Here is a 23,213-nt window from a genome sequence, read left to right on the forward strand (position 1 = left end):
CGCCGACTCCCCCGACAGAAAGCAGGCCACCATGACCGCTCTTCGACTCCTCATTGCCGCCGTAATCGCCTTCGCCTTCTACCTCATCGGCGCCAAGGCCGGGCGCGGCCGGTACAAGCAGATCCGCCGCAACGCCAAGAAGGCCTGGAACGACCCGACCGTGAAGAAGGCCCGCCGTAGCACCAAGAAGCTCGCGCACAAGAACGCGAACAAGCTCACCAAGGCCGTGCAGCGCTAACTTCCCACCGCTCCACCTCGAAAGGAAACCCATGACTGACAACACCGCACAGCACGCCCGCAACCTCGCCGAGGAAAACGCCGGCAACCTCGCCGAAGACACCGCCGACAAGGCCCGCGACCTCGCCGAAGACACCGCCAGCAAGGCCGGCGACCTCGCCGACCAGGCGCGCCACGCCATCGACGACACCGTCGCCACCGCCACGGCGGCCTTCCGCGACATCGACACCAACGCCGTCGTCAGCTCGGCGCAGACGTTCGCCACTGACACGTTCGACAAGCTCGCCAAGGCCTACAAGCGCAACCCTGCCCTGGTCATCACGCTCGGCTCCGTGGCCGTCGCTGCGCTGACCGGCCTCGGCGCACTGCTGGGCAAGCGCCGGTAGCCGACCCGGCTAGCGCTCCGCTTCGGGCCGGTCCGCCGGCGGATGCTCCGCCACGCAGAACAGATTGCCCTCGGGATCCGCCAGGGTGGTCCACTGTACGTGTGGGTACTCATCCAGAACGTCCCACTTGTACCCGGCACCGAGGCCGACAAGACGGTCGACCTCGGCCTGCCGTGACCCCCACGGCACGGTCAGGTCGAGGTGCGAGGCCTGGTGGGCGGGCCGGGGCGCGGTCAACGGTTGAAAGAACATCGCGAATCCGCCGGGCCCGGCCGGCGGCAGGTAGACACTCTCGCCGCCGGGCGACGGGGTGGCTCCGGTGACGGCTGCCCAGAATCCGGCGAGCGCGGCCGGGTCCTGGGCTTCAAGGTTGAACGCGCCGAGGCTGATCGAGTGACTGGTCATGCCCGCGACGCTATCAGGCAGCCCCGACACAGCCGGGTCACGCTCAGCGGTCGAGCACCGCAGCCAGTGTGGTGCCGAGCAGGCGCGCCGACTCCTCGTATTTCGCGGTGAGCCGCTCGCTGGTTTCCGCCGGCAGCGCGGCCTGGCGTGCCGGGTTCGCGTTGTGGGCGAGGTCGGCGTGCTTCACGATCAGCGCCAGCGGGTCGGCGGCCACCCGGGCCATCGAGTCGGCGAGAGATTCGCCGGCACGTTTGGTCAACGCATCCACGGCCCGCACCAGCGGCTCCGCATAGCCCTGCGCACGCAGGTCGTCGAGGGTCACGGATGTGTCCTCCACCACGTCGTGCAGCACCGCCACGATCTTCTCCGGCACCGTGTGCACCAAGCCCATCACGCCCAGCGGATGGTCGATGTAGTCCCCACCGAGCTTGTCCACCTGCCCGGAGTGCGCCGCCCGGGCCAGCGCGATCGCGGCCTCGAGGCTGCCGGCCGCCGGGGAATCCGCGCCTCCAACAACGGGTTCGTCCGGCTCGGGATCGGGGCTGGACTGTGCGGCTGTGAGCGTCATGGCAACCCCTCGAAGGTGATCAAAGGTGAATCACTTCGACGGTAGCGCAGGTGGCCGCATTCGGGGCCGGGCCGGTGAGCGGCGGCGAGGTGCCGACGTAGCTGCACGGTACCGGTGGGCGGCGTTGGTGCACAAGTCGTCACTTCCGCCGACTATCAATCACCCGCGAATGAGCGGATGGTTGCGGGTTCGGGTCGGAACTGTCAGGAGGTACTCCGTGTCGGTGCGCACCCTTCGACTCTGGAGCGGGGTTGGGTCGTTCGTTCTCATCGCGGGGGTGGTCTTTCTCGCGGTCGGTGTGGCGCTCTGGAAACCCCTGGCCACCGCCCCGGGGCTGTGGGCCCTGGGAACGGGGATACTGATCGGCGCGGGCCTGGTGGTGACCGCCATCGCCACTTCCACCCTGGTGTCCAAAACACGCCGGAAATGACGCCGGGAGGATGCAGCGGGGAGCGTGCTGCGGGGCGAGGGTGGGAGCGGTTGTGGCGTGCTGGTGCCGGGATGCCCTGGCCCGGAGCCAGTTCTCCTGGCACGATCGACCCATGACACGGTTCACCATTGACCCAGCAGTCGCCCTCCGCCTGATCCGGAGCGCCGTGCCTCCGGCTCCGCACCACCAACTGGTGGCGCCCTCCGGGCTGCGCTCGCAGGTTCTGTCCCTGCTATACCGCGAGGTGCGCGCCGGCCGACTCGACGACGCCGTGGCGCGGCAGCAACTCGACGCGCTGGCCGGGCTGAAGATCCGCCTACTGGCCGACCGGGTATCCAGGTCGACCGCCTGGAAGATCGCGACCGAGCTGGACTGGGACGACATCGGGCCGGCGGAGTACCTCGCCGTGACCAGGCTCCAGGCCGACGCCCTCGTGACGGAGGACACAATCTTGCTCGCCCAGCGGCTGGTGCCGCTCGCGGCTTACGACGACCTGTTCCGGTAGCTACGCTGTCGCGCGGCCCGGCACATCCATCGGGATCGCGGCGAACTCCCGCACCACCAGCCGCGGCTTGACCATCCGGTGCCGGGGCTCGTCCGACTCCGGAGCGCCCTGCACGTGCCCGCTGAACTCGCCGGTGAGCAGCTCGAGCACCCCGGCGGCGACTTCGTCCACCGACTGGTCGACGCTGGAGAGGCCGATCGCCGCGGCGACCGGCGTGTTGTCGTACCCCGTGACCGGTACCCGCTCGGGGTTGGCGATCATGGCGCCCAGGGCGAGGGAGTCGCTGGCGCAGAGGACCGCATCGAGTGTGCCCGCGGTGCGGCGCAGCTCCTGCATGGCCGCGGTGCCCTGGGCGACGCCGTCCTCGCACACCACCTCCAGCAGTGCCAGGTCGTCCTCGGTCACGTCGCCGCGCTCGAGCATCGCATCGCGCCAGCCGCGCCGGCGGTCCTCACCGGTGCCCGACGGGCTCGGCCAGCCGATGTAGCCGATGCGCCGGGCGCCCCCATCCTGCGCCGCCCGAGTCGCCTCGTGCAGCCCCGCCCAGCCGTCCACATCCACCCACAGGTGCTGCGGGTCGTTCATGTCGTTGGTGCCCCACGGCCGCCCGAACGTCACGAAAGAGATCCCGTTCTCGATCAGCCACTTCGTGCGCGGGTCGCCGGCGAAGGTGGAGGTGAGCACAAAACCGTCCACGTCGGCGCCGTCGTTCAGCCGCTGCAGCTGGGTGATCTCGTCTTCGGGGCTGGTGGCGGTGAACAGCAGCACGCGCAGCCCCTGCTTGTCGGCCTGCTCGGTGAGGGCGTGCAGAAACCGGTCCAGCACCGACCCGGAGATCCCGTCGATCATGGGATCCAGACGGATGCCGATCGTGGAACTGCGCCGGGTGCGCAGCCGCCGGGCCGACGCGTGCGGACGGTAACCCAGCTGGGCGATCGCGGCCTGCACCCGCTCCCGGGTGTCGGCGCGCACGATGCCGGGCGAGTTCATCACGTTGGAAACGGTCTGGCGGGAGACACCGGCCGCGAGGGCGACATCCGTCACCGTGGGCATTGACGCCATGGTTTCCCTCCCCACCCCCAGAATGGATCGATCCAACACCGATCCCCCACAGAATACCGCGTTTGCCCCCACAAAAACCGCACTGGATTAGATCGATCCAAAAAACATTTGATCGATCAAATAAAATCAGCTACTGTGACCACTACACAAGCAAAGCGCACCGATGCGCGACAGAAGGAGCACCAAGATGCAACGACGCAACTCCCGCTGGCTGATCGGCGCAGGACTCACCGTGGTCGGCGCCCTCACCCTCAGCGCGTGCGGTTCCGGATCCGGTTTCGGCGGCGACTCCGCTGATGCCGGCGGCGAACTCACCAGCGACTCCTCCCAGGGACTCAACATCCTGATCGGCTCCAGCGGCGACGCCGAGACCGCATCCGTCAACGCCGCCGTGGCCGCCTGGTCCGACGAATCCGGCACCGACGCCAAGGTCAGCGTCGCCAGCGACCTCAACCAGCAGCTCGCCCAGGGCTTCGCCGCGCAGAAGCCCGCCGACGTCTTCTACCTCTCCACGGATGCCCTCGCCGGCTACGCGTCGAACGGCTCACTGCTCGCCTACGGCGACGAGCTGGCCAACAAAGACGACTTCTACCCCAGCCTGGTCAACTCCTTCACCTACGAGGGCGAGTTCTACTGCGCCCCGAAGGACTTCTCCACCCTGCAGCTGCTCATCAACACCGACCTGTGGGCTGCAGCCGGGCTCACGGATGCCGACATCCCCACCACCTGGGAGGAGCTCGCGACAGTGAGCACGGCCCTCACCACCGACAGCCAGGTGGGGCTCGCCATCGGTGGCGAGTACGCCCGCCTGGGTGCGTTCATGGCGCAGGCCGGTGGCAGCCTGATGAACGAGGACAGCACCGAGGTGACCGCCAATAGCGCCGAGAACGTCGCCGGTCTCGAGTACGCACAGACGCTGCTGAACGACGGCGTGATGAGCTACGCCGCCGAAATCGGCGCCGGCTGGGGCGGCGAGGCGTTCGGCAAGCAGCTGTCCGCGATGACCATCGAGGGCAACTGGATCACGGGCGCGATGAAGAACGACTTCCCCGACGTGAACTACACGGTCGCCGAACTCCCGGCAGGTCCTGAGGGCAAGGGCACCCTCCAGTTCACCAACTGCTGGGGTATCGCCGCCGACAGCCCCAACCAGGCTGCCGCTCTCGACCTGGTCGAGCAGCTCACCAGCAAGGACGCCCAGCTCACCTTCTCCGAGGAGTTCGGCCCGATGCCGTCCATCCAGTCCGCCGCTGAGGAGTGGAAGAGCGCCAACCCCACCCTGGTGGCCTTCCTCGACGGCGCTGACTACGCCAAGGGCGTGCCCAACGTGCAGGGTTCCGCGGATGTCGTGAGCGACCTGAACGCGCAGCTCGAGTCGCTGAAGACCGGCGACGCCCAGGCGATCCTGGACTCCGTGCAGAAGAACCTCGAAGCACTGCTGAAGTAGTCCGCCATGTCGACGCCTGTTCGCACGTCTCGCCGCTCCAGCATCCGGGGCGGCGAGGCCGCCTCGGGGTGGCTCTTCACAGCCCCGATGATCGTCCTGCTGGGCATGTTCCTGGTCATTCCGGTACTGATGGCCCTCTGGGTCAGCTTCTCCGACTGGAACGGGCGCGGTAGCCCCTTCTCAGCTTCCGTGTCGTTCGTGGGCGTCGACAACTACTCAGCCCTGCTCGGGGGCGGTGGCCTGGCCGAACAGGACTTCGGCACCGCGCTTCGCAACAACGCCTGGTACGTCCTCCTGGTCGTGCCCATCCAGACCATGCTGTCGCTGTTCCTGGCGGTGCTGGTGAACCGGCAGATTCTGCGCGGCCGCGGCTTCTTCCGCACCGCGTTCTACTTCCCGTCGGTCACCAGCTCCGTCGCCATCACCGTGCTCTGGCTGTTCCTGTTCAGCTCCACCGGCGCCGTCAACAAGCTCCTCTCCTTCATCGGGGTCAACGGACCGAACTGGTTCAACGACCCGAGCGGCGTGTTGCACAACATCCTCGGCGCGTTCGGTGTCGAGACCGGCCCGGCCGCGCTGACCGGCAATACCTTCCTCGGCATTTCCTTCTGGGAATGGCTCGCCGGGCCATCCGTTGCCATGAGTGCCTTCATTCTGATGGCCGTGTTCACCACCAGCGGCACGTTCATGCTGCTGTTCATCGCCGCGCTGCAGAACCTCAGCGGCGAGGTCGTGGAGGCCGCGATGATGGACGGCGCCAACGGGTGGCAGCGGTTCTGGCGGGTCACCCTCCCCCAGCTGCGGCCGACCCTGTTCACTGTGCTCACCCTCGGCCTGATCGGCGCCTGGCAGGTCTTCGACCAGATCTATACCGGCACCCAGGGCGGGCCGGGCAAGACCACGCTCACCCCGGCGTATCTCTCGTACCAGACCGCCTTCACCAATCAGGCCTGGGGCCAGGGCGCCGCGATCGCGTTCATCCTGTTCGTCATCATCGTGTTCTTCACCCTGTTCCAACGGTGGCTGCTTGCCGAACGCAAGGTCTCGGCCCGGCGCATGCGCCCCTACCTGCAGACCCCCGCCGGAGGTTCCAAATGAGCACCACCGTGAGAACCCGCGTGCGCACCCAGTCGCCCTCCCAGCGGCTCAAGTCGCTCGGCCGCGAGCAGCTGCCCACCCGATTGATTGCCGGCCGGTCCCTGCTCTACGCCATGCTGATCGTGCTCGCGATCATCTACATCGCCCCGTTCCTGATCCAGGTCGCCACCTCCTTCAAAACGGATGCCGACGCCGCCTCGAACCCGATGGCGCTGATCCCGGAGACCTGGTCCTCGGCCGCCTACCAGAGGTTGTTCCTCAACTCGGACTTTCCGGTCTGGTTCCAGAACTCCGCCATCGTCACGGTCTTCGTCACCCTCGGCCGGGTGTTCTTCAACTCCCTGGCCGGTTACGCCCTGGCCCGGCTGCACTTCCGCGGCCGCAACGTGATCTTCGCGCTGCTCATCGCCGTGATGAGCGTGCCCGGTGTGGTGCTGCTGATTCCCAAGTTCCTGGTGATCAACCAGCTGGGCATCTACGACACCTACGTGGCCATGATCGTGCCGCTGCTCACCGACGCCGCGGGGGTGTTCATCATGAAGAACTTCTTCGAGTCGATCCCCGCCAGCGTGGAGGAGCAGGCCCGCATCGACGGGGCCGGCACCTTCCGGGTGTTCTGGTCGATCGTGCTGCCGATGGCCCGGCCGGCGCTGGTGACCATCATCATCCTGTCGTTCCAGGGCTCCTGGAACGAGTTGTCGCACTTCATCGTGGCTACCCAATCGCCGGAACTGACCACGCTCACCAAGGGCGTCGCGTCGCTGGCCTCCGGGCAGCTGAGTCAGGGCACCCAGTACCCGCTCAAGCTCGCCGCGGCGGCGATCATGACCATCCCGGTGGCCGTGATGTTCTTCATCTTCCAGAAACGCATCATGAACACCACCGACGGGGCTGTGAAGGAGTAGCCGCTCCTCCCCCGTCTCCCCGACCCGCACCACAACACCACTGGAGTCGTACCTCACTCATGCTTTCCCACCCCGTCCAGCCTCTGCTCCATGATTCCGCCATCGTTCTGGCCGCGCCCACCCAGGCGTGGTCAGGCTCCGACGGGCGCACGAGCCTGCCGATCCACGGTCTGTACCACGCCGACACCCGCATCCTCTCCGGGTGGACCCTGCTGGTCGGCGGCGCCACCGGCGAGCCGATCGGATCGGCTACCCGCGACGCCGGCGAGATGACGTTCAACGCCCTGCTCCGGCACCTCGACGACCGCACCGCCGACCCACGGCTGCGGCTGCACGTCACCCGCACGGTCACCGCTGGGCGCCTCACCGAGCAGATCACCATCGAGTCCGGGCTGGCCGAGCCGGTCGACACCACCGTGTCGGTGCGCCTGTCGGCCGACTTCGCCGACATGCAGACCGTCAAGGCCGGGCTGGCCAGTGCGGCAGACCGGGCCGCGTTCCCGGCGGCAGAACTGACCGAGATCCCCGTGGTCGACGTGCAGACCACGGCCGCGGGCATCCGTCTGGCCACCCCTACCGTGGCGGCGCTCGTGCAGCTGAGCGGCGACGGCGTGCTGTGCACGGATGCCGCGGCGCTCGGCCGCCACTCGGCCGACCCCGTCGGCGACCACGGCCAGCCCACCGAAATCGGCGCCAACTGGGCGGTCACCGTGCCGGCCCGCGGCAGCGTCACCGTCACGTGGACCGTCGACATCGACCACTCCGCCACCGTCGTGCAGGCAGCCCCCGGGCTGCCCGAGTGGGCCGGCGTGTCGGTGCAGTCCGGCGACGCCCGGCTGGGCCGCTGGGTGCAGAAGGCTCTGGAGGACCTCTCCGGCCTGCGGATGGCCACCACGGCGCGCCCGAACGACCCGTTCCTCGCCGCCGGCGCCCCGTGGTTCTTCACCCTGTTCGGTCGGGACTCGATCTGGGCCGCCCGGTTCCTGCTGCCGCTGGGCACCGAGCTCGCCGGCTCCACGCTGCGGATCCTCGCCGAGCTGCAGGGCACCGAGAACAACGACGAGACCGCCGAACAGCCGGGCAAGATCATGCACGAGCTGCGGCCGGCCGCGTTCACCATCCCCGGCGAAGACGTGTCGCTGCCGCCGCTGTACTACGGCACCGTCGACGCCACCCCGCTGTGGATCTGCCTGCTCGCCGACGCGCACCGCTGGGGCCTGGCCGACACCGAGGTCGAGGCCCTGCTGCCGCACCTCGAGGCGGCCCTGTCCTGGATGCGTGACTTCGGCGACAGCGACGGCGACGGGTTCCTCGAGTACGTCGACAGCACCGGCCACGGCCTGGCCAACCAGGGTTGGAAGGACTCCGGCGACTCCATCCAGTGGCGCGACGGCAGCCTCGCCGACGGTCCCATCGCGCTCTGCGAGGTGCAGGCCTATGCCTACCAGGCCGCCATCGGCGGCGCCGACCTGCTCGACGCGTTCAACCGGCCCGGCGGCGACGCCTGGCGGGCCTGGGCCGAGAAGCTCAAGACCCGGTTCCGCGAATCCTTCTGGATCGACTCCCCCGAGGGCCGCTACCCCGCCGTGGCACTGGACGCGTTCAAACGCCCGGTCGACACCGTGACCAGCAACATCGGCCACCTGCTCGGCACCGGCCTGCTCTCCGCCGAGGAGTCCGCCCTCGTCGCCGCCCGGCTGGTCTCCCCCGAGCTCAACTCCGGCTATGGGCTTCGCACCATGTCCACCGACTCGGCCGGCTACTGGCCGGTGAGCTACCACGGCGGCTCGGTCTGGACCCACGACACCGCCATCGCGATCGCGGGCCTCGGCCGCGACGGATTCGGCGCCGAGGCGGGCGAGCTGATCACCGGCCTGCTCGCCGCGGCCGAATCCTTCGACTACCGGATGCCCGAGCTGCACTCCGGCGACGCCGCATCCGTTGTCACCGCGGCCGGCGCCTACCCGGCCGCCTGCCGCCCGCAGGCCTGGTCGGCCGCGGCCGCCATCTCGGTGCTCGGCACCGTGCTCGGCCTCGACCCCGATCCGGCCACCGGCGAGGTGCTCTCCACCCCGATCGTGCCCGCCGTCGTCGGCGAGGTCACCCTGCACGGCGCCACCCCGTTGGTGGAGGCCGTCTCGCGCCGATGACGGTCGCCGACGGGCCCGGCCACACCGCTGGTCGAGCCCGTCGCGTCGGTGGTCGAGCCCGTCGAGACCCGGTAACCGTCGATGACGGGCCCGGCCACACCGCTGGTCGAGCCCGGCGAGACCCGGCGACGGGCGCTGCATCCGCGCCCGACGGAGGTCTGCGGGGCACGCGCCGCTATGCGGGTGGCACGCCACCCGCATAGCGGCGCCTCCCCCGCATAGCTCGAGTTCGGCAGCCCATTGGCCAAGTTGTACTCGCAGGATGCTACAAGTTGTGTTAGACATGTGACACAACAATCGAAAGAGGCCAACATGTCGCAGCACGTCCTCGCGTTGCCCAGCCCGATCGACCTGGCGGCGGCGGCGTTCACGTTGCCGCTGTTCTCCTTGGTCCTCGCCGCGCTCATCATCGCCGGCACCCTCTTCGTGCCCCGGCTCCACAACCGGGCCGGGGGCACGGCCTCGCCCACGGCCCCAGTCACAGCCCGTTACCGCCCCGAGCACCGCGCCCTCGGCATCAGCGCGATCGCCGTGATCCTGGTGTTCGCGGTCGAGAACATCGTGCGCGGCTATCTGCTGAACCTCAGCGACATCGTCGAGTGGTGGCAATACGCCACCCCGATCTTCGCCGCGGTCCTCTGCCTGGCCATGACGCTGGCACTCATCGTGCTCAAAGGCGCCCACCAACCGGAGCGTCCGGTGGTGCCCACCACCCGCCGCACCTGGCTGAGCTTCAGCCCCCGCGCCGTCCTCATTGGTGCGAGCGCGGCCTTCATCGCCCTGCTCGGCACCACTGTTGCGGCCGGCCTGGCCTCCTCGTCCGACGACCGCGGACGCTTCATCTACCTGGAGATCCCGGTGCCCAACACCGAGATCGAACCCCTGCGCCCCTGGTTCTATGGCTGGGACTTCGGCGTTCCGGTGCTCATTTGCCTCGCCGCCCTCGCTGTGGTCACCTGGGCCACCCTGCGCCGTAACGCCATGCGCCCCTACCTTCGACCCGAAACCGTAACCGCTGAGCGCCTTGCACGCATCCAGGTTGCCTCCGGCGCCGTGTCCATCGCCACGGCCGCCGTCCTGCTCGCCCTGGGCGGCGCGTTCCGGTTCATCGGCCGGTCCGGCTCCCTGTCACAGTTGACCATCGGGAACGACGACACCATCTACGACATGGTCTGGAAATACGCGGAGTTCGCCGCCGTTGCCCGCTACCTGGCTCCGGCGCTGGAGATCACCGGATTCGTGCTGCTGCTGTTCGTCGCCATCCGGTTGCTTCACCGACCGACGCCGGAGGGCCACGGCCTGCGCCCCCAGCCCAGCGCCCAGCCCGAGACCGTGCGATGAGCGCCGGCCCGATCCAACCCGTGACGGATGAGGCGAGTCCGGCTCTGGACATCTACCGCCAGTTCCGGGGCCTCATTGTGTCCGGCCAGCTCGGCGCCGGCGAGCGCCTGCCCACCGTGCGCCAGACCGCGAGTGACCTCGGCGTCGCGCCCGGCACCGCAGCGAAGGCCTACAAACTCCTCGAGCGCGACGGCCTGGTCGTCACCCGCACCGCTGCCGGCACCCGGGTCGCCGAGTCGGCCGCGGTGCTGCCCCGCTCCGTCGTGCGCCGCATCCGCGATCTGGTGGCCGAGGCGGATGTTGCCGGCGCCGAGGCCGACGACGTCATCGACGTGCTCCGGGTGATCTGGCAGGCCGGATCCGGTGCAGCGAACGACGATACCTGACCCCGATGACGGTGGCGCATCCGCGCAGGCCCGCAATCTGCGGGGCACGCGCCGCTATGCGGGTGGCACGCCACCCGCATAGCGGCGCCTCCCCCGCATAGCTCGAATTCGCCGCCGTGCCACGGCCCCCGGCACCTACCCCCGGCCCGACCTCAGCTTCGCGGCTCGAGCTGCCGCGTGCCGAAGTACGCGGTCAGCAGCAGCACCAGCGCGGCCCCGGCGAGAACCCCATCAACGAGTCCCGCGGGCAGCATGAAGACCATCAGCACCATGGTGACCACACAGTTGATGACCGACAACACCAGCCCCCAGAGCCGGTTGCGGAGCACACCGATCGCCCCGATGATGCGGATGGCGCCGAACACCCCACTGAGCAGCATCATGTCAACGAGGTGGTCCTGGAAAAACGGGACGTTGAACGAGAAGTACTGGCCGATCGCATCAAAATCGACACCGAGAGCCAGCAGCGGGAACAGCGCGAAGAACACGCCGAGTTCCATGAGCCCACCGTGCACGAGCATCAGCACTGCGGCGGCACGGTAACGATAGATCGAGGTCCCCATGCTGCGATCCTAGGGGTGGTCCCGGCCGGGCCCCGCGACATCCGCACGCCGGGGTGCCTAGGGTGGAGGCATGCAGATCGAGGTCGACATTGTGCGCTGGGAACACAATTGCTGTGGCACGCCGTTCGCGGTGGGCGGCCAGGCCACCTGGCACCTGCACGCCGTGGCACCCGAGTCCGGTGCGCCGAGCCGGTTTGTGTCCGACGAGCACGATCAGACCCCGGCCGACGTGCCGCACTGGGCCGTCACCGGCACCGTGGCCGCCATCACCGGCGTCAGCTATCCGCGCATCCCGATGCCGGGCATGATCGGCACCTCCACCTCTGATCTGTCCCGGCCGTCGATGCAGCCGCTCACCAGTGTCGATTTTCCCGCTGAAGGTGAATGCAGCGAGTTCCGGGTGCTCCTCGATGTGCCCGACGGCACGCCCTTACCGACCCACCGACAGGGCGCCGACGCCACCACCCAGCTCAGCCGGAAAAGGAACGCGGCGACTGTCGGCCGGCAGCGGATGACCGACGAGGTCGGCGTGCTGCTCGAGGCCCTCGCCGACGACGCCCAGAACCGTTATGCCCACCTGGCTGTCGCCATCCGCGCCACCGACAAGTCGGCCGTCACTCTGCAACCCGGTCGCACGGATGCCGCCGCGATCAGCTGGACCCGCAGCAGCGCCCCGGGCAACGACGGCATCACCGTGCAGGTCGGTGACGGCCGCTGGAGCTTCCCGGCCACCCGTGCCGATGCCGCCATCGTGCGCGAGTTCCTCGACGCCGCGGTGACCGGGCGGGTGGAGGAGCACGTGGTGCCGGCCGAGGCGCCACACACCCTCGAGACCGAGGTACGAGCGCAGGATGGCCGCAGCTGGACCGCCAGCATCGAGTTCGCGCCGTTCACGACCGGTGGTGTGATGGCGGTGCCTCGCCTGCTCTGGGATCGTGTGCAGCGCGGCGAGTACCGCTACGCCGCGTGGGACATCGCCGACAGCCACTGACCTGCAATCAGGTCGGCCGTGCAGGTAATCCCAGATGAAACCGGGTATTGATCCCCGCTGACGATGTAGCTAGGCTCGGCCCATGGCCGACTCCCAGACACTCGCCCGTGTTCACTCCGGCACCACCCGCACCTGGTTCTCCGGTGGAGCCTTGCTGTTGGCATCGGTCGTGGTGGGCGCGTCGCTACAACCCGGCTTCGTTCCCGGCTCCGGCATCCTACGCACCGCCCTGTTCTCGGCGGCCCTGCTGGTGTTCGCCTTCGGCCTCCGCGGCGGCGCGGGCAGCGTCACCGCCAGGCGCCCGCTCGGCACGATCGCCCTGGCCGGCCTGGCCGTGTGGCTGCTGCTGGGCGAGGTGTTGCAGGACACCCTGGCGACCGCCCTGAGCGACGGCAGCGCCACAACCGGGCTGCTGGTCTTCGCCTACGCGGATGCTGCGGTGCAGTTCCTGCTGGCGATCATCGCCGTGGTGCAGATCGGTCGCGCCGGCATGGTGTCTGCCCCGTGGAACTGGGTGCCGGCTTGGTGCGTCGGCGCGGTGACCGCCTCCTGGCTGCTCTCCCAGCTCGTCGCCGGCGGCACCAGCATCGACCCGATGCTCGTCACCGTGGTTCTGCTCAGCCTCGACGGCCTGCTCCGGATGGGCAGCGCCGTGCTCCTCGGCGTACTCGCGGTCGTCCTGGCCGACCGGGCCAGCCGCGCCCGGGCACCCCAAGCCTGAGCCGCCCAAGTCCTGGAACCCCGGCTTCCAGGACGACCGCGCTCAGCGCCGCATCCGGGAGCCGGGTCACCAGGCGCTTCTACACGCTCGCCCCCGCCGGCACCAGGTTGGCCGGCACCGGTTCGTGCCGCAGGTAGCCGCGCCGGAACCAGCCGCTGCCCGCGGTGAGCGCCCGGAGCTCGATCGCGTACCGCAGCAGCTCGGCATCCGGAATCTCGGCGCTGATCTCGGTGCGCTCGTCGGCAACCGCGGTGGTGCCGGTCATATGGCCGCGGCGGGTGGACAGGTCGGTCATCACCGGGCCCACGTAGGCATCCGGCACGCTGATCGTCACCATCGAGACCGGCTCCAGTAACTGGATGCGGCTGGCCGCGGCGGCCTCCCGCAACGCCAGTGCCCCAGCGGCCTGGAACGCGGCATCCGACGAATCGACGCTGTGCGTCTTGCCGCCCACCAGGGTCACCCGGATGTCCACTACGGGGAATCCCGCCGAGACGCCCCGCTCCATCTGGGCCCGCACGCCTTTCTCCACCGAGGCGACGTAGTGGCCGGGGATGACACCGCCGACGATCCTGTTCACGAATTCGAAGCCTGCCCCGCGTGGCAGCGGCTCCACCTCGATCTCGCAGATGCCGAACTGGCCGTGCCCGCCGGACTGCTTGACGTACCGGCCCCGGGCGGCGGCCGGGCGGGCGAAGGTTTCCCGCAATGGCGTGATCACCTCCACAGTCTCCAGCTTCACGCCCTGGGCGCGCAGCCGGTCCAGCACCACCTCGGCGTGCGCCTCCCCCATGCACCAGAGCACCAGCTGGTGGGTTTCGCTGTTGCGCTCCACCCGCAGCGTCGGGTCGACGGCCACGATCTTGCCAAGGTTCTTCGCCAACGCGTCGTCGTCGCTGTGCGTTTCGCCGCGCACCGCCACCGGCATCAGCGGCTCCGGCATCTCCCACGCCGCCACCAGCAGCGGGTTCTCCTTGTCGGACACGGTGTCGCCGGTCTCCGCGTCGGTGAGCCGGGTGAGCGCGCAGATGTCACCCGCCACGCAGAACGGCACCGGATGCAGCGTCGCACCGAGCGGGGACTGCAGGTGGGTGATGCGTTCGTCGCTGTCGTGATCGAGGTGGCCGCGCTCGGTGAGCCCGTGCCCGCCGATGTGCACGATGGAGTCCTCCCGCAGCGTGCCGGAGAAGATCCGCACCAGGCAGACCCGGCCCAGGAACGAGTCGATGGTGGTGCGCACCACCTCGCCCACCAGCGGGCCGGCCGGGTCACAGGCCAGCGGCCCCGCCGGGTTGCCGTCCAGGTCGGTCACCGTGGGCAGCGCCCGCTCCACCGGGCTGGGGAACGCGCCGGTGAGCAGCTCGAGCAGCTCGGCCAGGCCCACCCCGGTCTCGGCGGAGGTCGCCAGCACCGGGTAGAAACTGCCGCGGGCCACGGCGATCTCCAGGTCGGCGGTGAGGGTGTCCCTGGCGATGGTCTCGCCGCCGAGGTAACGGTCCAGCAGGGTTTCGTCCTCGCTCTCGGCGATGATGCCCTCGATCAGGGTGGCCCGCGCCGCGTCGGAATCCACGAGTTCGGCCTCGGTCGCCGGTCGTTGCGCGGCGCCCGCGACGGCATCCGACACCGTGCCGGTCAGCAGGCCGAGCAACCCGGTGACGACCCCGCCGCTGTGCACCGGCACATACAGCGGCAGCACCCCCGCGCCAAAGCTCTCCCGGCAGGCCGTGAGCACGGCGTCGTAGCCGGCCCGCGGATGGTCGACCCGGCTGATCACGACGGCCCGCGGCATCCCGATCCGCTCGCACTCCGCCCAGAGCGCGGTGGTCGAGGCGTCGACGCCGTCCACGGCCGAGACCACGAACACCGCCGCATCCGCCGCCCGCAGCCCGGCGCGCATCTCGCCGATGAAGTCAGCGTAACCCGGGGTGTCGAGCAGGTTCACCTTGATCTCGCCCACGGTCAGCGGCAGCACCGCGAGCGTGACCGAGCGTTGCTGGTGGATCTCGGACGGGTCGGCGTCGCTCACCGTGTTGCCGGCCTCGATCGAGCCCAGCCGGGTGATGGCGCCGGTAGCCGCGAGCAGCGCCTCGGCGAGTATGGTCTTGCCCGCACCGGAGCGGCCGACCAGGGCCACGTTGCGGATCCGCTCCGGTCGATCGATCGGGCCGCCCTGCGTCGACGCGGCCTTGCGCTGCTCCGCGCCGCCGCGGCCTTTCGACGCATCCTGTGTGCCTTTTCCCACCATGTGCAGCTCCCGACCTCGTCGTCCCGGCGCCAACCGCACCGTTGTTACCGATTGATACCCAGTCCGGCCCAGTCGGCAAGGGCAGTCGGCGCTGCCGACCAAAAAGTGTTCACCACCGGCGTTTCTGACGTGCCCAGGTTTGTGGATGCCCGGGATGTTCGTTACGTTCGTTTGCAGATGCAACCATGCATCTGTGCCCGGGAGTGACGTTGCCGCTGCATCAGCAGCATCGCCGTCACCGAGGGTTGGCCCACCCCTGCGGGCCGTCACAAGGCCCCGTGGCAACGCAGCGGAGACGCACTGTCGACCGCACAGCCGTGCCGGCCTTCGGCCGCGCCATCCGCTCACGACCTCCATCGTTCTCGAAAGGAACCCTATGTCGAACAGCGCAACAGTCTCCACGTCCACCACCCGCTCGACGCGATTCGCCTGGCCCGCCTCGCCGTCGCTCGCCCTGCTCGTTCTGCGTCTGGCGGTCGGCGCGGTGTTCATCGCCCACGGTGCCCAGAAGGTCTTCGTGTTTGGCTTCGCTGGAACGAGCGGATCCTTCGCCGACATGGGCGTGCCCCTCGCCGAGGTGGTCGGGCCGCTGGTGGGGCTGCTCGAGTTGATCGGCGGCGCGCTGCTCGTGCTGGGCCTCGCGACCCGGCTGATCGGCGCCGCGCTGGCCGTGAACATGCTCGTGGCCACCGTTCTCGTGCACCTGTCCGCCGGCATCTTCGTCACCGAGGGCGGCTACGAGTTCACCCTCGTGCTGGGCGCCAGCGCCGTGGCCTTCGTTCTCGCCGGCGCCGGCAGGTTCTCGCTCGACGCGCTGCTGACGCAGAGCCGAGCCACGCGGGTCTAACCGCGCTCGCTGCACAACACCGGGCCGGGATGCGCGCAACTTTTTGCGCGCATCCCGGCCCGTCTTCGTCTCAGGACAGGGTCCGGTCGCGGCGGCCGTTACGCTCGATCCATGGCTACCCGATCTGCGCGCGACCCTCGAGCACGCCCGGCGGGGCGGATGCCTGCGCCGGCAGGGCGCGGCACCTCCCGTCGCAGTCCCACCGCGGTGCACTACCTGCCGATCCTGCTCTTCGCCCTCGGCTACCTCGTGGTGAACGCGTTGTGGCCGATCCCCCTCTGGGTGGCCGGCGTCTACCTCGTTGCCAGCATCGTCAGCTTCGTCGTTTATGCGGCCGACAAATCCGCCGCCCGGGCCGACCGGCGGCGGGTACCGGAGCGGACATTGCTCGGGTTGGGCATCGTGGGCGGCTGGCCGGGCGCCATCGTGGCCCAGCAGATGCTGCGGCACAAGACGCAGAAGGCCAGCTTCCGCCGGGCATTCTGGGGCAGCGTGGTCGTGAACGTCATCGTATTCGCGGTGTTCGCGACGCCGGCGTTCGCCCTGTTCGTGGAGTGGACGAAGCGTTCGTTGCTCTGACCCGGCGGCCGCCGGGCTCACTGTCTCGCGGTGCGCGGGCAAGGCGCCGCTGCGCGGGTGGCGCGCCACCCGCCTAGCGGCGCCTGACCCGCGCAGCCCGTCGCATCCGCAACCCGGCTAGGGCCGCCCGGCTGCTGAACTAGACGGTGGCCTTCTCGGGCTCCGTGTAGTCCTGCCGAGCCTGCGCCACGGCGGCGTCGAACTCGGTGTCGATCTCGACCGACGGCTTGTAGGTGGCGAAGGACACCACCACGGCCACGAGCAGGCTGGCGGCGAAGCCGGGCACGATCTCGTACATGGTGGCGCTCAGCGGGGAGTTGCCCCAGATGAACACCACGACGGCGCCGGTCACCATGCCGGCCAGGGCGCCCCAGGTGGAGAGCTTCTTCCAGTACAGCGAAAGCAGCACCACGGGGCCGAACGCGGCACCGAAGCCGGCCCAGGCGAAACCGACGAGCTCCAGGATGGTGGCATCGCGGTTCAGCGCAATCACCCCGGCCACGAGGGCCACCAGCAGCACGCCGAGCCGGCCGAGCATCACCATCTGCTTGGGCGACGCATCCTTCTTGCCCACGATCTTGTAGAGGTCCTCCACCAGCGCCGACGAGCACACGATCAGCTGCGACGAGATGGTGCTCATGATGGCGGCGAGCACCGCGGCGAGCACCAGGCCGGCCAAGAACGGGTGGAACAGGATCTGCGAGAGCAGCAGGAACACCGTCTCGGGGTTGTTCAGGGTGAGGTCGGGGTTCTGCTGGAAGTACGCGATGCCGATCAGCGCGGTGGCGACGGCGCCGAGCGCGGTGAGGATCATCCAGCCGATGCCGATGCGACGGCCGGCCTTGGCATCCTTGGGGCTGCGCAGCGCCATGAAGCGCACCAGGATGTGCGGCTGGCCCACGTAGCCCAGGCCCCACGCGGCGGCCGAGATGACGCCGAGCACCGAGCCGCCGGCGGTGAAGGAGAGCAGGTCGGGGTTGACCTCGCGGATGGAGTCGATGGTGGCGCCGAGGCCGCCGGTTTCGTTGAGGGCCACCAGGGGCACCACGACCAGAGCGGCGAGCATGAGCAGGCCCTGCGCCACGTCGGTGAGGGTGGCGCCGAGGAAGCCGCCGAAGAGCGTGTAGAGCAGGGTGACGCCGGCGACGATGAGCATGCCGGCGAGGAAGGTGGAGCCGAACGAGTTCTCGAAGAACACCCCGCCGGCGACCATGCCGGAGGAGACGTAGAACGTGAAGAACACCAGAATGATCACGCCGGAGACCACACGCAGCAGCCGGGACGAGTCTTTGAGCCGGTTCTCGAAGAAGCTCGGGATGGTGATCGAGTTGTTCGACACGGCCGTGTACGAGCGCAGCCGGGGGGCCACGAACTTCCAGTTCAGCCAGGCGCCGATGGTCAGGCCGATGGCGATCCACGCCTCCACCAGACCGGACACGTAGATGGCGCCGGGGAGGCCGAGTAGCAGCCAGCCCGACATGTCGGAGGCGCCGGCGCTGAGGGCCGCGGTGCCGGGCTTCAGGCCCCGGCCGGCGAGCATGTAGTCGTCAAGATCTTTGGTTTGACGGAAGGCGAAATAGCCGATGGCGAGCATCCCGATGAAGTACAAAACAATCGCTATGAGCTGAAAAGTCTGGTCTGACATTGTGTCCTTTAGATCGTGTTTCCGGCCTGCAGGCAGGCGGATGCCGCGTAAACGGACAAGAGAAGTCGCCTAGTCTCACATACCCTGCGGGTTTCTGTGAAGTCTCACAACCCGGTCGCACGCCTCCGGCACCCCGCCGATCCCAGTCATAGCCCCGGCCGCGCGCAACTCCTGCAATTTTCCAGCCACGAGCCGTGGATGCCCGTAATTGCGGGGCATCCGCCGGTTGATGGTGTGGCCAGATGTGCCCGGTAGAGCGGGGCGTGCTGCCGGGTGCGCCCTACCGCGGCCGCCGCAGCCGAATCGGCCCCTTGGCGGTCGACGGGTCCACCACGGAGCCGCCTTGCGTGATCTCCAGGTCCCCGCGGGCGACCATGCGCCGAGCAGCCCGGCGGGAGGGCTCCATCAGGTCGCGCCACTCCTCCCCGCCGATCGCCCGAGCCGCGTCGGACGGGCAGATCGTCGCATCCTGCGCCCGGGCGGCGAGCAGGGTTGCGATGGTCTCCTCTAGGCGCAGGTCGGTGTCGTCGATGCGGTGGGAGCGGCACGCGTCGGAGCAGTACTTCACCGCATCCCAGTTCTTGGCCCACTTGGCCCGCCACTGGATGCGCCGCCCGCACGACGCGCAGGTCTTGTCGCCCCGGTCACCGGCGGCGTCCGGCTCGGCGGGGGTGCGTTGACGATGGGCCATGCCTTCTATCTTGCGGGATGCGGCCCGGGCCGTGTGTTGCTCGGTGCGGTACCGGAGGGGTTGCTCGGTACTGGTTGCCCGGTGGGTCCCGGAGGGCTTGCCCGGTACGGGTTGCGCGGTGCGGGTTGCGCGGTGCGGGTTGCCCGGTGCGGGTTGCGCGGTTGCGGCTTCTCGGTGACGCTCGCCAGGAACTCACCACACCTCGCCGCGCCCGAGGACCTCGCTGCGCCCCGTGTGGCCCAGTGCACCAGCTATAGCTGGCGCATCCAGCCACACGGGGCGCACCCGGCCATACCCGGCGCACCGGCGACAATCCAGCGCAGGCCCGGGCCTCCAATCGCCCCCTACGCCCCGGCCGACACGTCGATCAGCACCTTGCCCACCACACCGCTCTCCACCAGCGCATGGGCGTCCGCCGTGTGCGCAAGGTCGGTGCGGTGCAGCGGCAGCCCGGCGTCCTCCCCCACGGCGAGCGCACCATCGGCGAGGGCCGCGTTGATGTCCTCGGCCGCGGCCCGGATCGCCTCCATGCCCACGGTGTAGAGCAGCACAAACTGGTAGCGCACGTTGAGACTGAAATGCTTCCGCACATCGAGGGTCATCTGGTCGCCGCCGTTGTTGGCGTAAACCGCGATCGACCCGCGGTTGCGGATGACGGCCAGGTCGAGCTCGGAGTTCTGGGCGGGCGCGACCTCCACGATCAGGTCCACTCCGTCCGGGGCGATCGCCCGGATCTGATCAACGATGTCATCGTCGGTGTAGGTGAGCACGTGCTGCGCCCCGGCCGCGGTGGCCAGCGCCGCCTTGACCGGTGAACTCACGGTCGTGATGACGGATGCCCCGGCCCACCGGGCCAGCTGAATCGCGGCATGCCCGACCGCACCGGCCCCACCGGCCACGAGCACCACCTTGCCGGCCAGCGCTCCCGGGTGCAGCCGCCGCGGACCGTCCTCGGCCACGGTCAGCGCACGGTGTGCCGTGATCGCCGGCACGCCCATGCTCGCGCCCTGGTCGAAGCTCGCATTCGCCGGCAGCTTGAAGACACGCTCCGCGGGCAGCACGGCCTGCTCCTGCGCGGACCCACTGTTCGCCCGCTGGTATGCCGCGAGCGCCAGCCACACCCGATCGCCGACCGCCACATTCTCTACGCCCGCGCCGACCGCATCCACGATGCCGGCGCCGTCCTGGCCGGGCACCACATCGTCAAAGGGCAGTTTGTCGCCCGGAGCGGAGCCGCGACGCGACTTCCAGTCGGTGGGGTTCACCCCCGCGACTACGAGTCGCACCCGCACCTCGCCGGCGCCGGGGTCGGTCACCGGCCGATCCACGAGCTGGAGCACGGACGGGTCACCGGTCTGGCTGTACACAATGGCTTTCATATATGGGGCAACACCGGCGCGGGTGGAATGTTTCCCGGTGTCCTCCGTCGGGTGGCACTGCTCGGCTCGCGCGGGCCCTCCGCGCCGCTTTCGGGGGTTACTCGGGTCACGCGCCGCCTTCGAGGGTTACACGGGTCAAGCCGCGCCGATTTGCGGGTTACTCGGGTCGGGCCGCGCCGCCTACGAGCGTTGCGCGGGTCAGGCGCCGGTAGGCGGGTGGCGCGCCACCCGCCTAGCGGCGCCTGACCCGCATATCGCCTCGCACGGCCGCAAAAACGGGCGGAGCGGGTGCCTCACACGGTCACAGCGCCTCGAACGGCCGCAAAACGGGCGGAGCGGGTGCCTCACGCGGTCGTAGCGCCGCACCCGAGCCGCAACACCGGGCGGAGACGGAGCTACACTCACTGCGCGGGTGACGCCCGCACCCACAACCGCTCCGCGCGCCCGCACCACACCGACTCCCCAGAAAGCAGGCCGCCATGACCGTCCCGCGCCTTCTCCTCGTCGCCGGCATCGCGCTCCTCTTCTACCTCCTGGGCACCAGGTCCGGCCGCAAGCGATCTACTCAGCTTCGCGACAGCGCCCTCCAGGTGTGGCACTCCCCCGAGTCGAAGAAGGCCCGCGGCAAGCTGCAGAAGTTGGCCAAACGCAACGCGAAGAAGATCGACAAGGCCGTTCACCACTAGCTGTCAGGCGCCGAGGTCCAGCAGCACTTCGTTGCGCCGCAGGAACGCGGGCTTGAACGGCGGGTCGAACCGAGCGAACCGCGGCTCACCCGTCGCCGTGAGCCCGGCCGCGGCGACCGCCGCTCGAAGTTCCTCCAGGTGCTGGCGGTAGCCATCCTCGGTCCAGCGCCCACGGTATCGGATGGCCGCCACCAGGCTCTCTGGAACAGTGCGCAGGTGCACCTGCGGGCTGGTCGGGCGCGGAGCGGTGTCTTCGGTGAGCCCGGCGGGCAACACGAACGCGACCCGATGGCTGCCGTCGGTTGCGTCACCAGGCCGTTGCACAACCGGAGCCGTCATCGCGATCCGGGTCGAGGCGGCATCCTGAACCACGGGGGCCGTCATCGCCACCTTCGTTCGGAACACGTTCTCACCGCTGATGTAGTTGAACAGGTACCGGAAGGCACGATTGCCGGCATCCTCGAATGGCCCGGTCACAACGACTTCGGCCAGAACGTGCTCGGGGTAGCGGCGCACCTCGAAGTCGTCGAAGCTCCGCACCACGTCATAAGGCTGCTGCTCGGTCATCTCTTGACGGTACTCCTGTCTGCGGCACCCCTGTCCGCGCACGTATGTGAAGGCCTCCAGCGACGTCCTGCTCTCGCGCTGCGATCCTCAGTTCTTCGCAGCAGTCGGTTCCTCTCAACTGTTGTCTGCCGGCACTTTCCACGCATGCAGCAATCGGTGGATGCGGGTCGTATCAATGCCCGGCTCAGGCTCGGCGCGTGCCGCGCACAGCTTCCGGTATTTCGCGTTTGCCTGCACCCGACTCTTCTCCAACGACCTGTATGCCAAGTTGGCGACTGCGCCTCTCATCGACCAATTAACGAACCATTTGTGGGAGAGCCTGAACGGCCAGAAAGACGTCACCACGGTTCCAACAATCAAGATCGCAAGTGAAACATTCATGTGAAGTGGCATGCCTAGCGTCGTCGCCGGGAGGAAGAACAGGAGAGCGACTATTACGTACGCAAAGGTGGGCATGACAACCCCGATAGCGGCACGCTCAATGCGATCACTGGACGTCCACGCACTGTGCAGTGCAAGGATGTCAGCCGCCAACAGAACGCTTGGTATTGCCAGATAGAACAGCACGATCTGAACGGTGCTCGTCCAGTCCATTGGCTCTAGGGGCAGTATGACCGCAAAGGCAACCCCGGCGATGACAACCAGATTTACTATCAAAACGACCCAGAAGTTCTTCGTTGATCGATTCAGAAGGCCAGCCAGCCCTTCCTCGGCCTGCTCTTTAGCTCTCGCCGCATGAATGATCTGGAAGTCCCACTTGACCACCAGAAATGTTCCGAGGTGCAGCGCCAAAAACAAAATGATTGAGACCGCTGGGATGAGGACGATGAACACCGCCCAACGACTGGGCTCTTGCCAGCAGTAGGCGGCTATGAAAGCCAGCAAACATACTGTTGCCGCTGCCATAAGTTCTGCGACGAAGCCCATCACGCGTCGGGTGGCGTCGGCCGAATCCTGGTCCCCCAGTATTTGACCGCCAATGGATACTGCGTAGAAACCCAACAGAACTGTGATGTAGGTACTCATCACCCACCCCAGCTCGTTGAACAGTAGCTCTCCCGCGCCAACCGCAATTTCCCAGGCGAGTTGGCCGCCGTACAGGCCCCCTGCCGACGTCATCACCACGAGCCCGGCCATTGCCAGAAAAGTAGCGCTGATGATTGCCGTCTCCACGATGGTTTCTTGGAGCGAGCGCGTCGGGCTTTTCTCTGTCATGGATATCTCTCTGCTATCTGGCCTCCAGCTGATCTCACCGCTGTTGCGAGAGCATCATTGGTTCACCGACCGAAACGACCCTCCGACCGGCTCAACACCACGGTGTCAGAAGCCACCGACAGTGGGTGTCGAAATGGACCCGCACAGGGAGCCGAACTACACCC

25 protein-coding genes are annotated in these 23,213 nt (G+C 68.6%); 15 read left to right on the top strand and 10 right to left on the bottom strand.

Annotated elements, in window-relative coordinates; translation table 11 throughout:
• Nucleotides 1–31: 31 nt before the first annotated feature.
• Nucleotides 32–238 (top strand): hypothetical protein, encoded by a 207-nt coding sequence (locus E3T61_RS11925; protein ID WP_134641080.1) that lies wholly within the window; start codon nucleotides 32–34, stop codon nucleotides 236–238.
• Between the two features lie 31 nt (nucleotides 239–269).
• Nucleotides 270–623 carry a hypothetical protein gene (locus E3T61_RS11930; protein WP_134641081.1) on the top strand — a complete coding sequence of 118 codons (354 nt, stop codon included), beginning with the start codon at nucleotides 270–272 and terminating at the stop codon, nucleotides 621–623.
• Nucleotides 624–632: 9 nt separating this feature from the next.
• Here E3T61_RS11930 and E3T61_RS11935 read toward each other — a convergent pair whose 3' ends face one another.
• Nucleotides 633–1,028, bottom strand: a complete 396-nt coding sequence (locus E3T61_RS11935) for a VOC family protein (protein ID WP_134641082.1) — start codon at nucleotides 1,026–1,028, stop codon at nucleotides 633–635.
• 43 nt (nucleotides 1,029–1,071) lie between these two features.
• Nucleotides 1,072–1,596 (bottom strand): bifunctional (p)ppGpp synthetase/guanosine-3',5'-bis(diphosphate) 3'-pyrophosphohydrolase, encoded by a 525-nt coding sequence (locus E3T61_RS11940; RefSeq protein WP_134641083.1) that lies wholly within the window; start codon nucleotides 1,594–1,596, stop codon nucleotides 1,072–1,074.
• A 217-nt stretch (nucleotides 1,597–1,813) separates the two neighbouring features.
• On the opposite strand from E3T61_RS11940, the gene E3T61_RS11945 reads away from it, so the two are divergent.
• On the top strand, nucleotides 1,814–2,026 hold the full coding sequence (locus E3T61_RS11945) for a hypothetical protein (protein ID WP_134641084.1): 213 nt from the start codon (nucleotides 1,814–1,816) through the stop codon (nucleotides 2,024–2,026).
• A 112-nt stretch (nucleotides 2,027–2,138) separates the two neighbouring features.
• Nucleotides 2,139–2,531, top strand: coding sequence for a PIN domain-containing protein (locus E3T61_RS11950; RefSeq protein WP_134641085.1), 393 nt, complete (start codon nucleotides 2,139–2,141; stop codon nucleotides 2,529–2,531).
• Here E3T61_RS11950 and E3T61_RS11955 read toward each other — a convergent pair whose 3' ends face one another.
• The gene (locus E3T61_RS11955) at nucleotides 2,532–3,593 is read right to left on the bottom strand and encodes a LacI family DNA-binding transcriptional regulator (RefSeq protein ID WP_134641086.1); all 1,062 of its coding nucleotides are present in this window, start codon (nucleotides 3,591–3,593) and stop codon (nucleotides 2,532–2,534) included. It abuts the gene before it with no gap.
• Between the two features lie 187 nt (nucleotides 3,594–3,780).
• Between E3T61_RS11955 and E3T61_RS11960 the strand changes: the two genes are divergently transcribed.
• From E3T61_RS11960 to E3T61_RS11985, 6 genes are all read left to right on the top strand, one after another.
• Nucleotides 3,781–5,040 (top strand): sugar ABC transporter substrate-binding protein, encoded by a 1,260-nt coding sequence (locus tag E3T61_RS11960; protein WP_134641087.1) that lies wholly within the window; start codon nucleotides 3,781–3,783, stop codon nucleotides 5,038–5,040.
• Between the two features lie 6 nt (nucleotides 5,041–5,046).
• Nucleotides 5,047–6,138 carry a carbohydrate ABC transporter permease gene (locus E3T61_RS11965; RefSeq protein WP_134641088.1) on the top strand — a complete coding sequence of 364 codons (1,092 nt, stop codon included), beginning with the start codon at nucleotides 5,047–5,049 and terminating at the stop codon, nucleotides 6,136–6,138.
• Between the two features lie 113 nt (nucleotides 6,139–6,251).
• On the top strand, nucleotides 6,252–7,043 hold the full coding sequence (locus E3T61_RS11970) for a carbohydrate ABC transporter permease (protein ID WP_241992544.1): 792 nt from the start codon (nucleotides 6,252–6,254) through the stop codon (nucleotides 7,041–7,043).
• Nucleotides 7,044–7,102: 59 nt separating this feature from the next.
• Nucleotides 7,103–9,193, top strand: coding sequence for a glycogen debranching N-terminal domain-containing protein (locus E3T61_RS11975; protein ID WP_134641090.1), 2,091 nt, complete (start codon nucleotides 7,103–7,105; stop codon nucleotides 9,191–9,193).
• A 312-nt stretch (nucleotides 9,194–9,505) separates the two neighbouring features.
• The gene (locus tag E3T61_RS11980) at nucleotides 9,506–10,534 is read left to right on the top strand and encodes a hypothetical protein (RefSeq protein ID WP_134641091.1); all 1,029 of its coding nucleotides are present in this window, start codon (nucleotides 9,506–9,508) and stop codon (nucleotides 10,532–10,534) included.
• Nucleotides 10,531–10,920, top strand: a complete 390-nt coding sequence (locus E3T61_RS11985; protein ID WP_134641092.1) for a GntR family transcriptional regulator — start codon at nucleotides 10,531–10,533, stop codon at nucleotides 10,918–10,920. Before E3T61_RS11980 ends, E3T61_RS11985 begins: the two co-directional genes overlap by 4 nt.
• Nucleotides 10,921–11,072: 152 nt before the next feature.
• Here the strand turns inward: E3T61_RS11985 and E3T61_RS11990 are convergent, their stop codons facing one another.
• Nucleotides 11,073–11,483 carry a hypothetical protein gene (locus E3T61_RS11990; protein ID WP_134641093.1) on the bottom strand — a complete coding sequence of 137 codons (411 nt, stop codon included), beginning with the start codon at nucleotides 11,481–11,483 and terminating at the stop codon, nucleotides 11,073–11,075.
• Nucleotides 11,484–11,553: 70 nt separating this feature from the next.
• Between E3T61_RS11990 and E3T61_RS11995 the strand changes: the two genes are divergently transcribed.
• Nucleotides 11,554–12,474 carry a DUF6578 domain-containing protein gene (locus E3T61_RS11995; protein ID WP_134641094.1) on the top strand — a complete coding sequence of 307 codons (921 nt, stop codon included), beginning with the start codon at nucleotides 11,554–11,556 and terminating at the stop codon, nucleotides 12,472–12,474.
• An 82-nt stretch (nucleotides 12,475–12,556) separates the two neighbouring features.
• Nucleotides 12,557–13,195, top strand: coding sequence for a hypothetical protein (locus E3T61_RS12000; protein ID WP_134641095.1), 639 nt, complete (start codon nucleotides 12,557–12,559; stop codon nucleotides 13,193–13,195).
• Between the two features lie 79 nt (nucleotides 13,196–13,274).
• Here E3T61_RS12000 and E3T61_RS12005 read toward each other — a convergent pair whose 3' ends face one another.
• Nucleotides 13,275–15,440, bottom strand: coding sequence for an elongation factor G-like protein EF-G2 (locus E3T61_RS12005; protein WP_134641096.1), 2,166 nt, complete (start codon nucleotides 15,438–15,440; stop codon nucleotides 13,275–13,277).
• A 376-nt stretch (nucleotides 15,441–15,816) separates the two neighbouring features.
• Between E3T61_RS12005 and E3T61_RS12010 the strand changes: the two genes are divergently transcribed.
• Together E3T61_RS12010 and E3T61_RS12015 are read left to right on the top strand one after the other, a co-directional pair.
• Nucleotides 15,817–16,287 carry a DoxX family protein gene (locus E3T61_RS12010; protein ID WP_134641097.1) on the top strand — a complete coding sequence of 157 codons (471 nt, stop codon included), beginning with the start codon at nucleotides 15,817–15,819 and terminating at the stop codon, nucleotides 16,285–16,287.
• Between the two features lie 111 nt (nucleotides 16,288–16,398).
• Nucleotides 16,399–16,866, top strand: coding sequence for a DUF1294 domain-containing protein (locus E3T61_RS12015; RefSeq protein WP_134641098.1), 468 nt, complete (start codon nucleotides 16,399–16,401; stop codon nucleotides 16,864–16,866).
• Between the two features lie 139 nt (nucleotides 16,867–17,005).
• On the opposite strand, the gene putP is transcribed toward E3T61_RS12015, so the two are convergent.
• The 3 genes from putP to E3T61_RS12030 all read right to left on the bottom strand — a co-directional run bounded on the left by putP (nucleotide 17,006) and on the right by E3T61_RS12030 (nucleotide 20,581).
• Nucleotides 17,006–18,511 (bottom strand): sodium/proline symporter PutP, encoded by a 1,506-nt coding sequence (putP, locus tag E3T61_RS12020; RefSeq protein ID WP_134641099.1) that lies wholly within the window; start codon nucleotides 18,509–18,511, stop codon nucleotides 17,006–17,008.
• 280 nt (nucleotides 18,512–18,791) lie between these two features.
• Nucleotides 18,792–19,202: a DUF2256 and DUF3253 domain-containing protein gene (locus tag E3T61_RS12025; RefSeq protein ID WP_134641100.1), complete on the bottom strand. Its 411-nt coding sequence runs from the start codon at nucleotides 19,200–19,202 to the stop codon at nucleotides 18,792–18,794.
• A 344-nt stretch (nucleotides 19,203–19,546) separates the two neighbouring features.
• Nucleotides 19,547–20,581 carry an NADPH:quinone reductase gene (locus E3T61_RS12030; protein WP_134641101.1) on the bottom strand — a complete coding sequence of 345 codons (1,035 nt, stop codon included), beginning with the start codon at nucleotides 20,579–20,581 and terminating at the stop codon, nucleotides 19,547–19,549.
• Nucleotides 20,582–21,060: 479 nt separating this feature from the next.
• Between E3T61_RS12030 and E3T61_RS12035 the strand changes: the two genes are divergently transcribed.
• Complete coding sequence (locus E3T61_RS12035) at nucleotides 21,061–21,267, top strand: hypothetical protein (protein ID WP_134641102.1); 207 nt, start codon at nucleotides 21,061–21,063, stop codon at nucleotides 21,265–21,267.
• 3 nt (nucleotides 21,268–21,270) lie between these two features.
• On the opposite strand, the gene E3T61_RS12040 is transcribed toward E3T61_RS12035, so the two are convergent.
• Both E3T61_RS12040 and E3T61_RS12045 read right to left on the bottom strand, forming a co-directional pair.
• A complete protein-coding gene (locus E3T61_RS12040; RefSeq protein ID WP_134641103.1) occupies nucleotides 21,271–21,834 on the bottom strand; it encodes an SOUL family heme-binding protein in 564 nt (187 codons plus the stop codon).
• Between the two features lie 114 nt (nucleotides 21,835–21,948).
• Entirely contained in the window at nucleotides 21,949–23,049 is a 1,101-nt protein-coding gene (locus E3T61_RS12045) for a hypothetical protein (RefSeq protein ID WP_134641104.1), read from the bottom strand.
• Nucleotides 23,050–23,213: the final 164 nt, after the last annotated feature.

The organism is Cryobacterium lactosi (genome assembly GCF_004403945.1).
Taxonomy (GTDB): domain Bacteria; phylum Actinomycetota; class Actinomycetes; order Actinomycetales; family Microbacteriaceae; genus Cryobacterium; species Cryobacterium lactosi.

Bases quoted from the DNA above. Each gene is read 5' to 3' on its own strand.
- E3T61_RS11985 (WP_134641092.1), top strand. From the start codon at position 10,531: ATGAGCGCCGGCCCGATCCAACCCGTGACGGATGAGGCGAGTCCGGCT.
- E3T61_RS12045 (WP_134641104.1), bottom strand. From the start codon at position 23,049: ATGACAGAGAAAAGCCCGACGCGCTCGCTCCAAGAAACCATCGTGGAG.
- E3T61_RS11950 (WP_134641085.1), top strand. From the start codon at position 2,139: ATGACACGGTTCACCATTGACCCAGCAGTCGCCCTCCGCCTGATCCGG.
- E3T61_RS11960 (WP_134641087.1), top strand. From the start codon at position 3,781: ATGCAACGACGCAACTCCCGCTGGCTGATCGGCGCAGGACTCACCGTG.
- E3T61_RS11940 (WP_134641083.1), bottom strand. From the start codon at position 1,596: ATGACGCTCACAGCCGCACAGTCCAGCCCCGATCCCGAGCCGGACGAA.
- E3T61_RS12040 (WP_134641103.1), bottom strand. From the start codon at position 21,834: ATGACCGAGCAGCAGCCTTATGACGTGGTGCGGAGCTTCGACGACTTC.
- E3T61_RS11930 (WP_134641081.1), top strand. From the start codon at position 270: ATGACTGACAACACCGCACAGCACGCCCGCAACCTCGCCGAGGAAAAC.
- E3T61_RS11935 (WP_134641082.1), bottom strand. From the start codon at position 1,028: ATGACCAGTCACTCGATCAGCCTCGGCGCGTTCAACCTTGAAGCCCAG.
- E3T61_RS11980 (WP_134641091.1), top strand. From the start codon at position 9,506: ATGTCGCAGCACGTCCTCGCGTTGCCCAGCCCGATCGACCTGGCGGCG.
- E3T61_RS11970 (WP_241992544.1), top strand. From the start codon at position 6,252: ATGCTGATCGTGCTCGCGATCATCTACATCGCCCCGTTCCTGATCCAG.
- E3T61_RS11975 (WP_134641090.1), top strand. From the start codon at position 7,103: ATGCTTTCCCACCCCGTCCAGCCTCTGCTCCATGATTCCGCCATCGTT.
- E3T61_RS12025 (WP_134641100.1), bottom strand. From the start codon at position 19,202: ATGGCCCATCGTCAACGCACCCCCGCCGAGCCGGACGCCGCCGGTGAC.
- E3T61_RS11955 (WP_134641086.1), bottom strand. From the start codon at position 3,593: ATGGCGTCAATGCCCACGGTGACGGATGTCGCCCTCGCGGCCGGTGTC.
- E3T61_RS11925 (WP_134641080.1), top strand. From the start codon at position 32: ATGACCGCTCTTCGACTCCTCATTGCCGCCGTAATCGCCTTCGCCTTC.
- E3T61_RS12035 (WP_134641102.1), top strand. From the start codon at position 21,061: ATGACCGTCCCGCGCCTTCTCCTCGTCGCCGGCATCGCGCTCCTCTTC.
- E3T61_RS11990 (WP_134641093.1), bottom strand. From the start codon at position 11,483: ATGGGGACCTCGATCTATCGTTACCGTGCCGCCGCAGTGCTGATGCTC.
- E3T61_RS12015 (WP_134641098.1), top strand. From the start codon at position 16,399: ATGGCTACCCGATCTGCGCGCGACCCTCGAGCACGCCCGGCGGGGCGG.
- E3T61_RS12000 (WP_134641095.1), top strand. From the start codon at position 12,557: ATGGCCGACTCCCAGACACTCGCCCGTGTTCACTCCGGCACCACCCGC.
- putP (WP_134641099.1), bottom strand. From the start codon at position 18,511: ATGTCAGACCAGACTTTTCAGCTCATAGCGATTGTTTTGTACTTCATC.
- E3T61_RS11995 (WP_134641094.1), top strand. From the start codon at position 11,554: ATGCAGATCGAGGTCGACATTGTGCGCTGGGAACACAATTGCTGTGGC.
- E3T61_RS12030 (WP_134641101.1), bottom strand. From the start codon at position 20,581: ATGAAAGCCATTGTGTACAGCCAGACCGGTGACCCGTCCGTGCTCCAG.
- E3T61_RS12005 (WP_134641096.1), bottom strand. From the start codon at position 15,440: ATGGTGGGAAAAGGCACACAGGATGCGTCGAAAGGCCGCGGCGGCGCG.
- E3T61_RS11965 (WP_134641088.1), top strand. From the start codon at position 5,047: ATGTCGACGCCTGTTCGCACGTCTCGCCGCTCCAGCATCCGGGGCGGC.
- E3T61_RS12010 (WP_134641097.1), top strand. From the start codon at position 15,817: ATGTCGAACAGCGCAACAGTCTCCACGTCCACCACCCGCTCGACGCGA.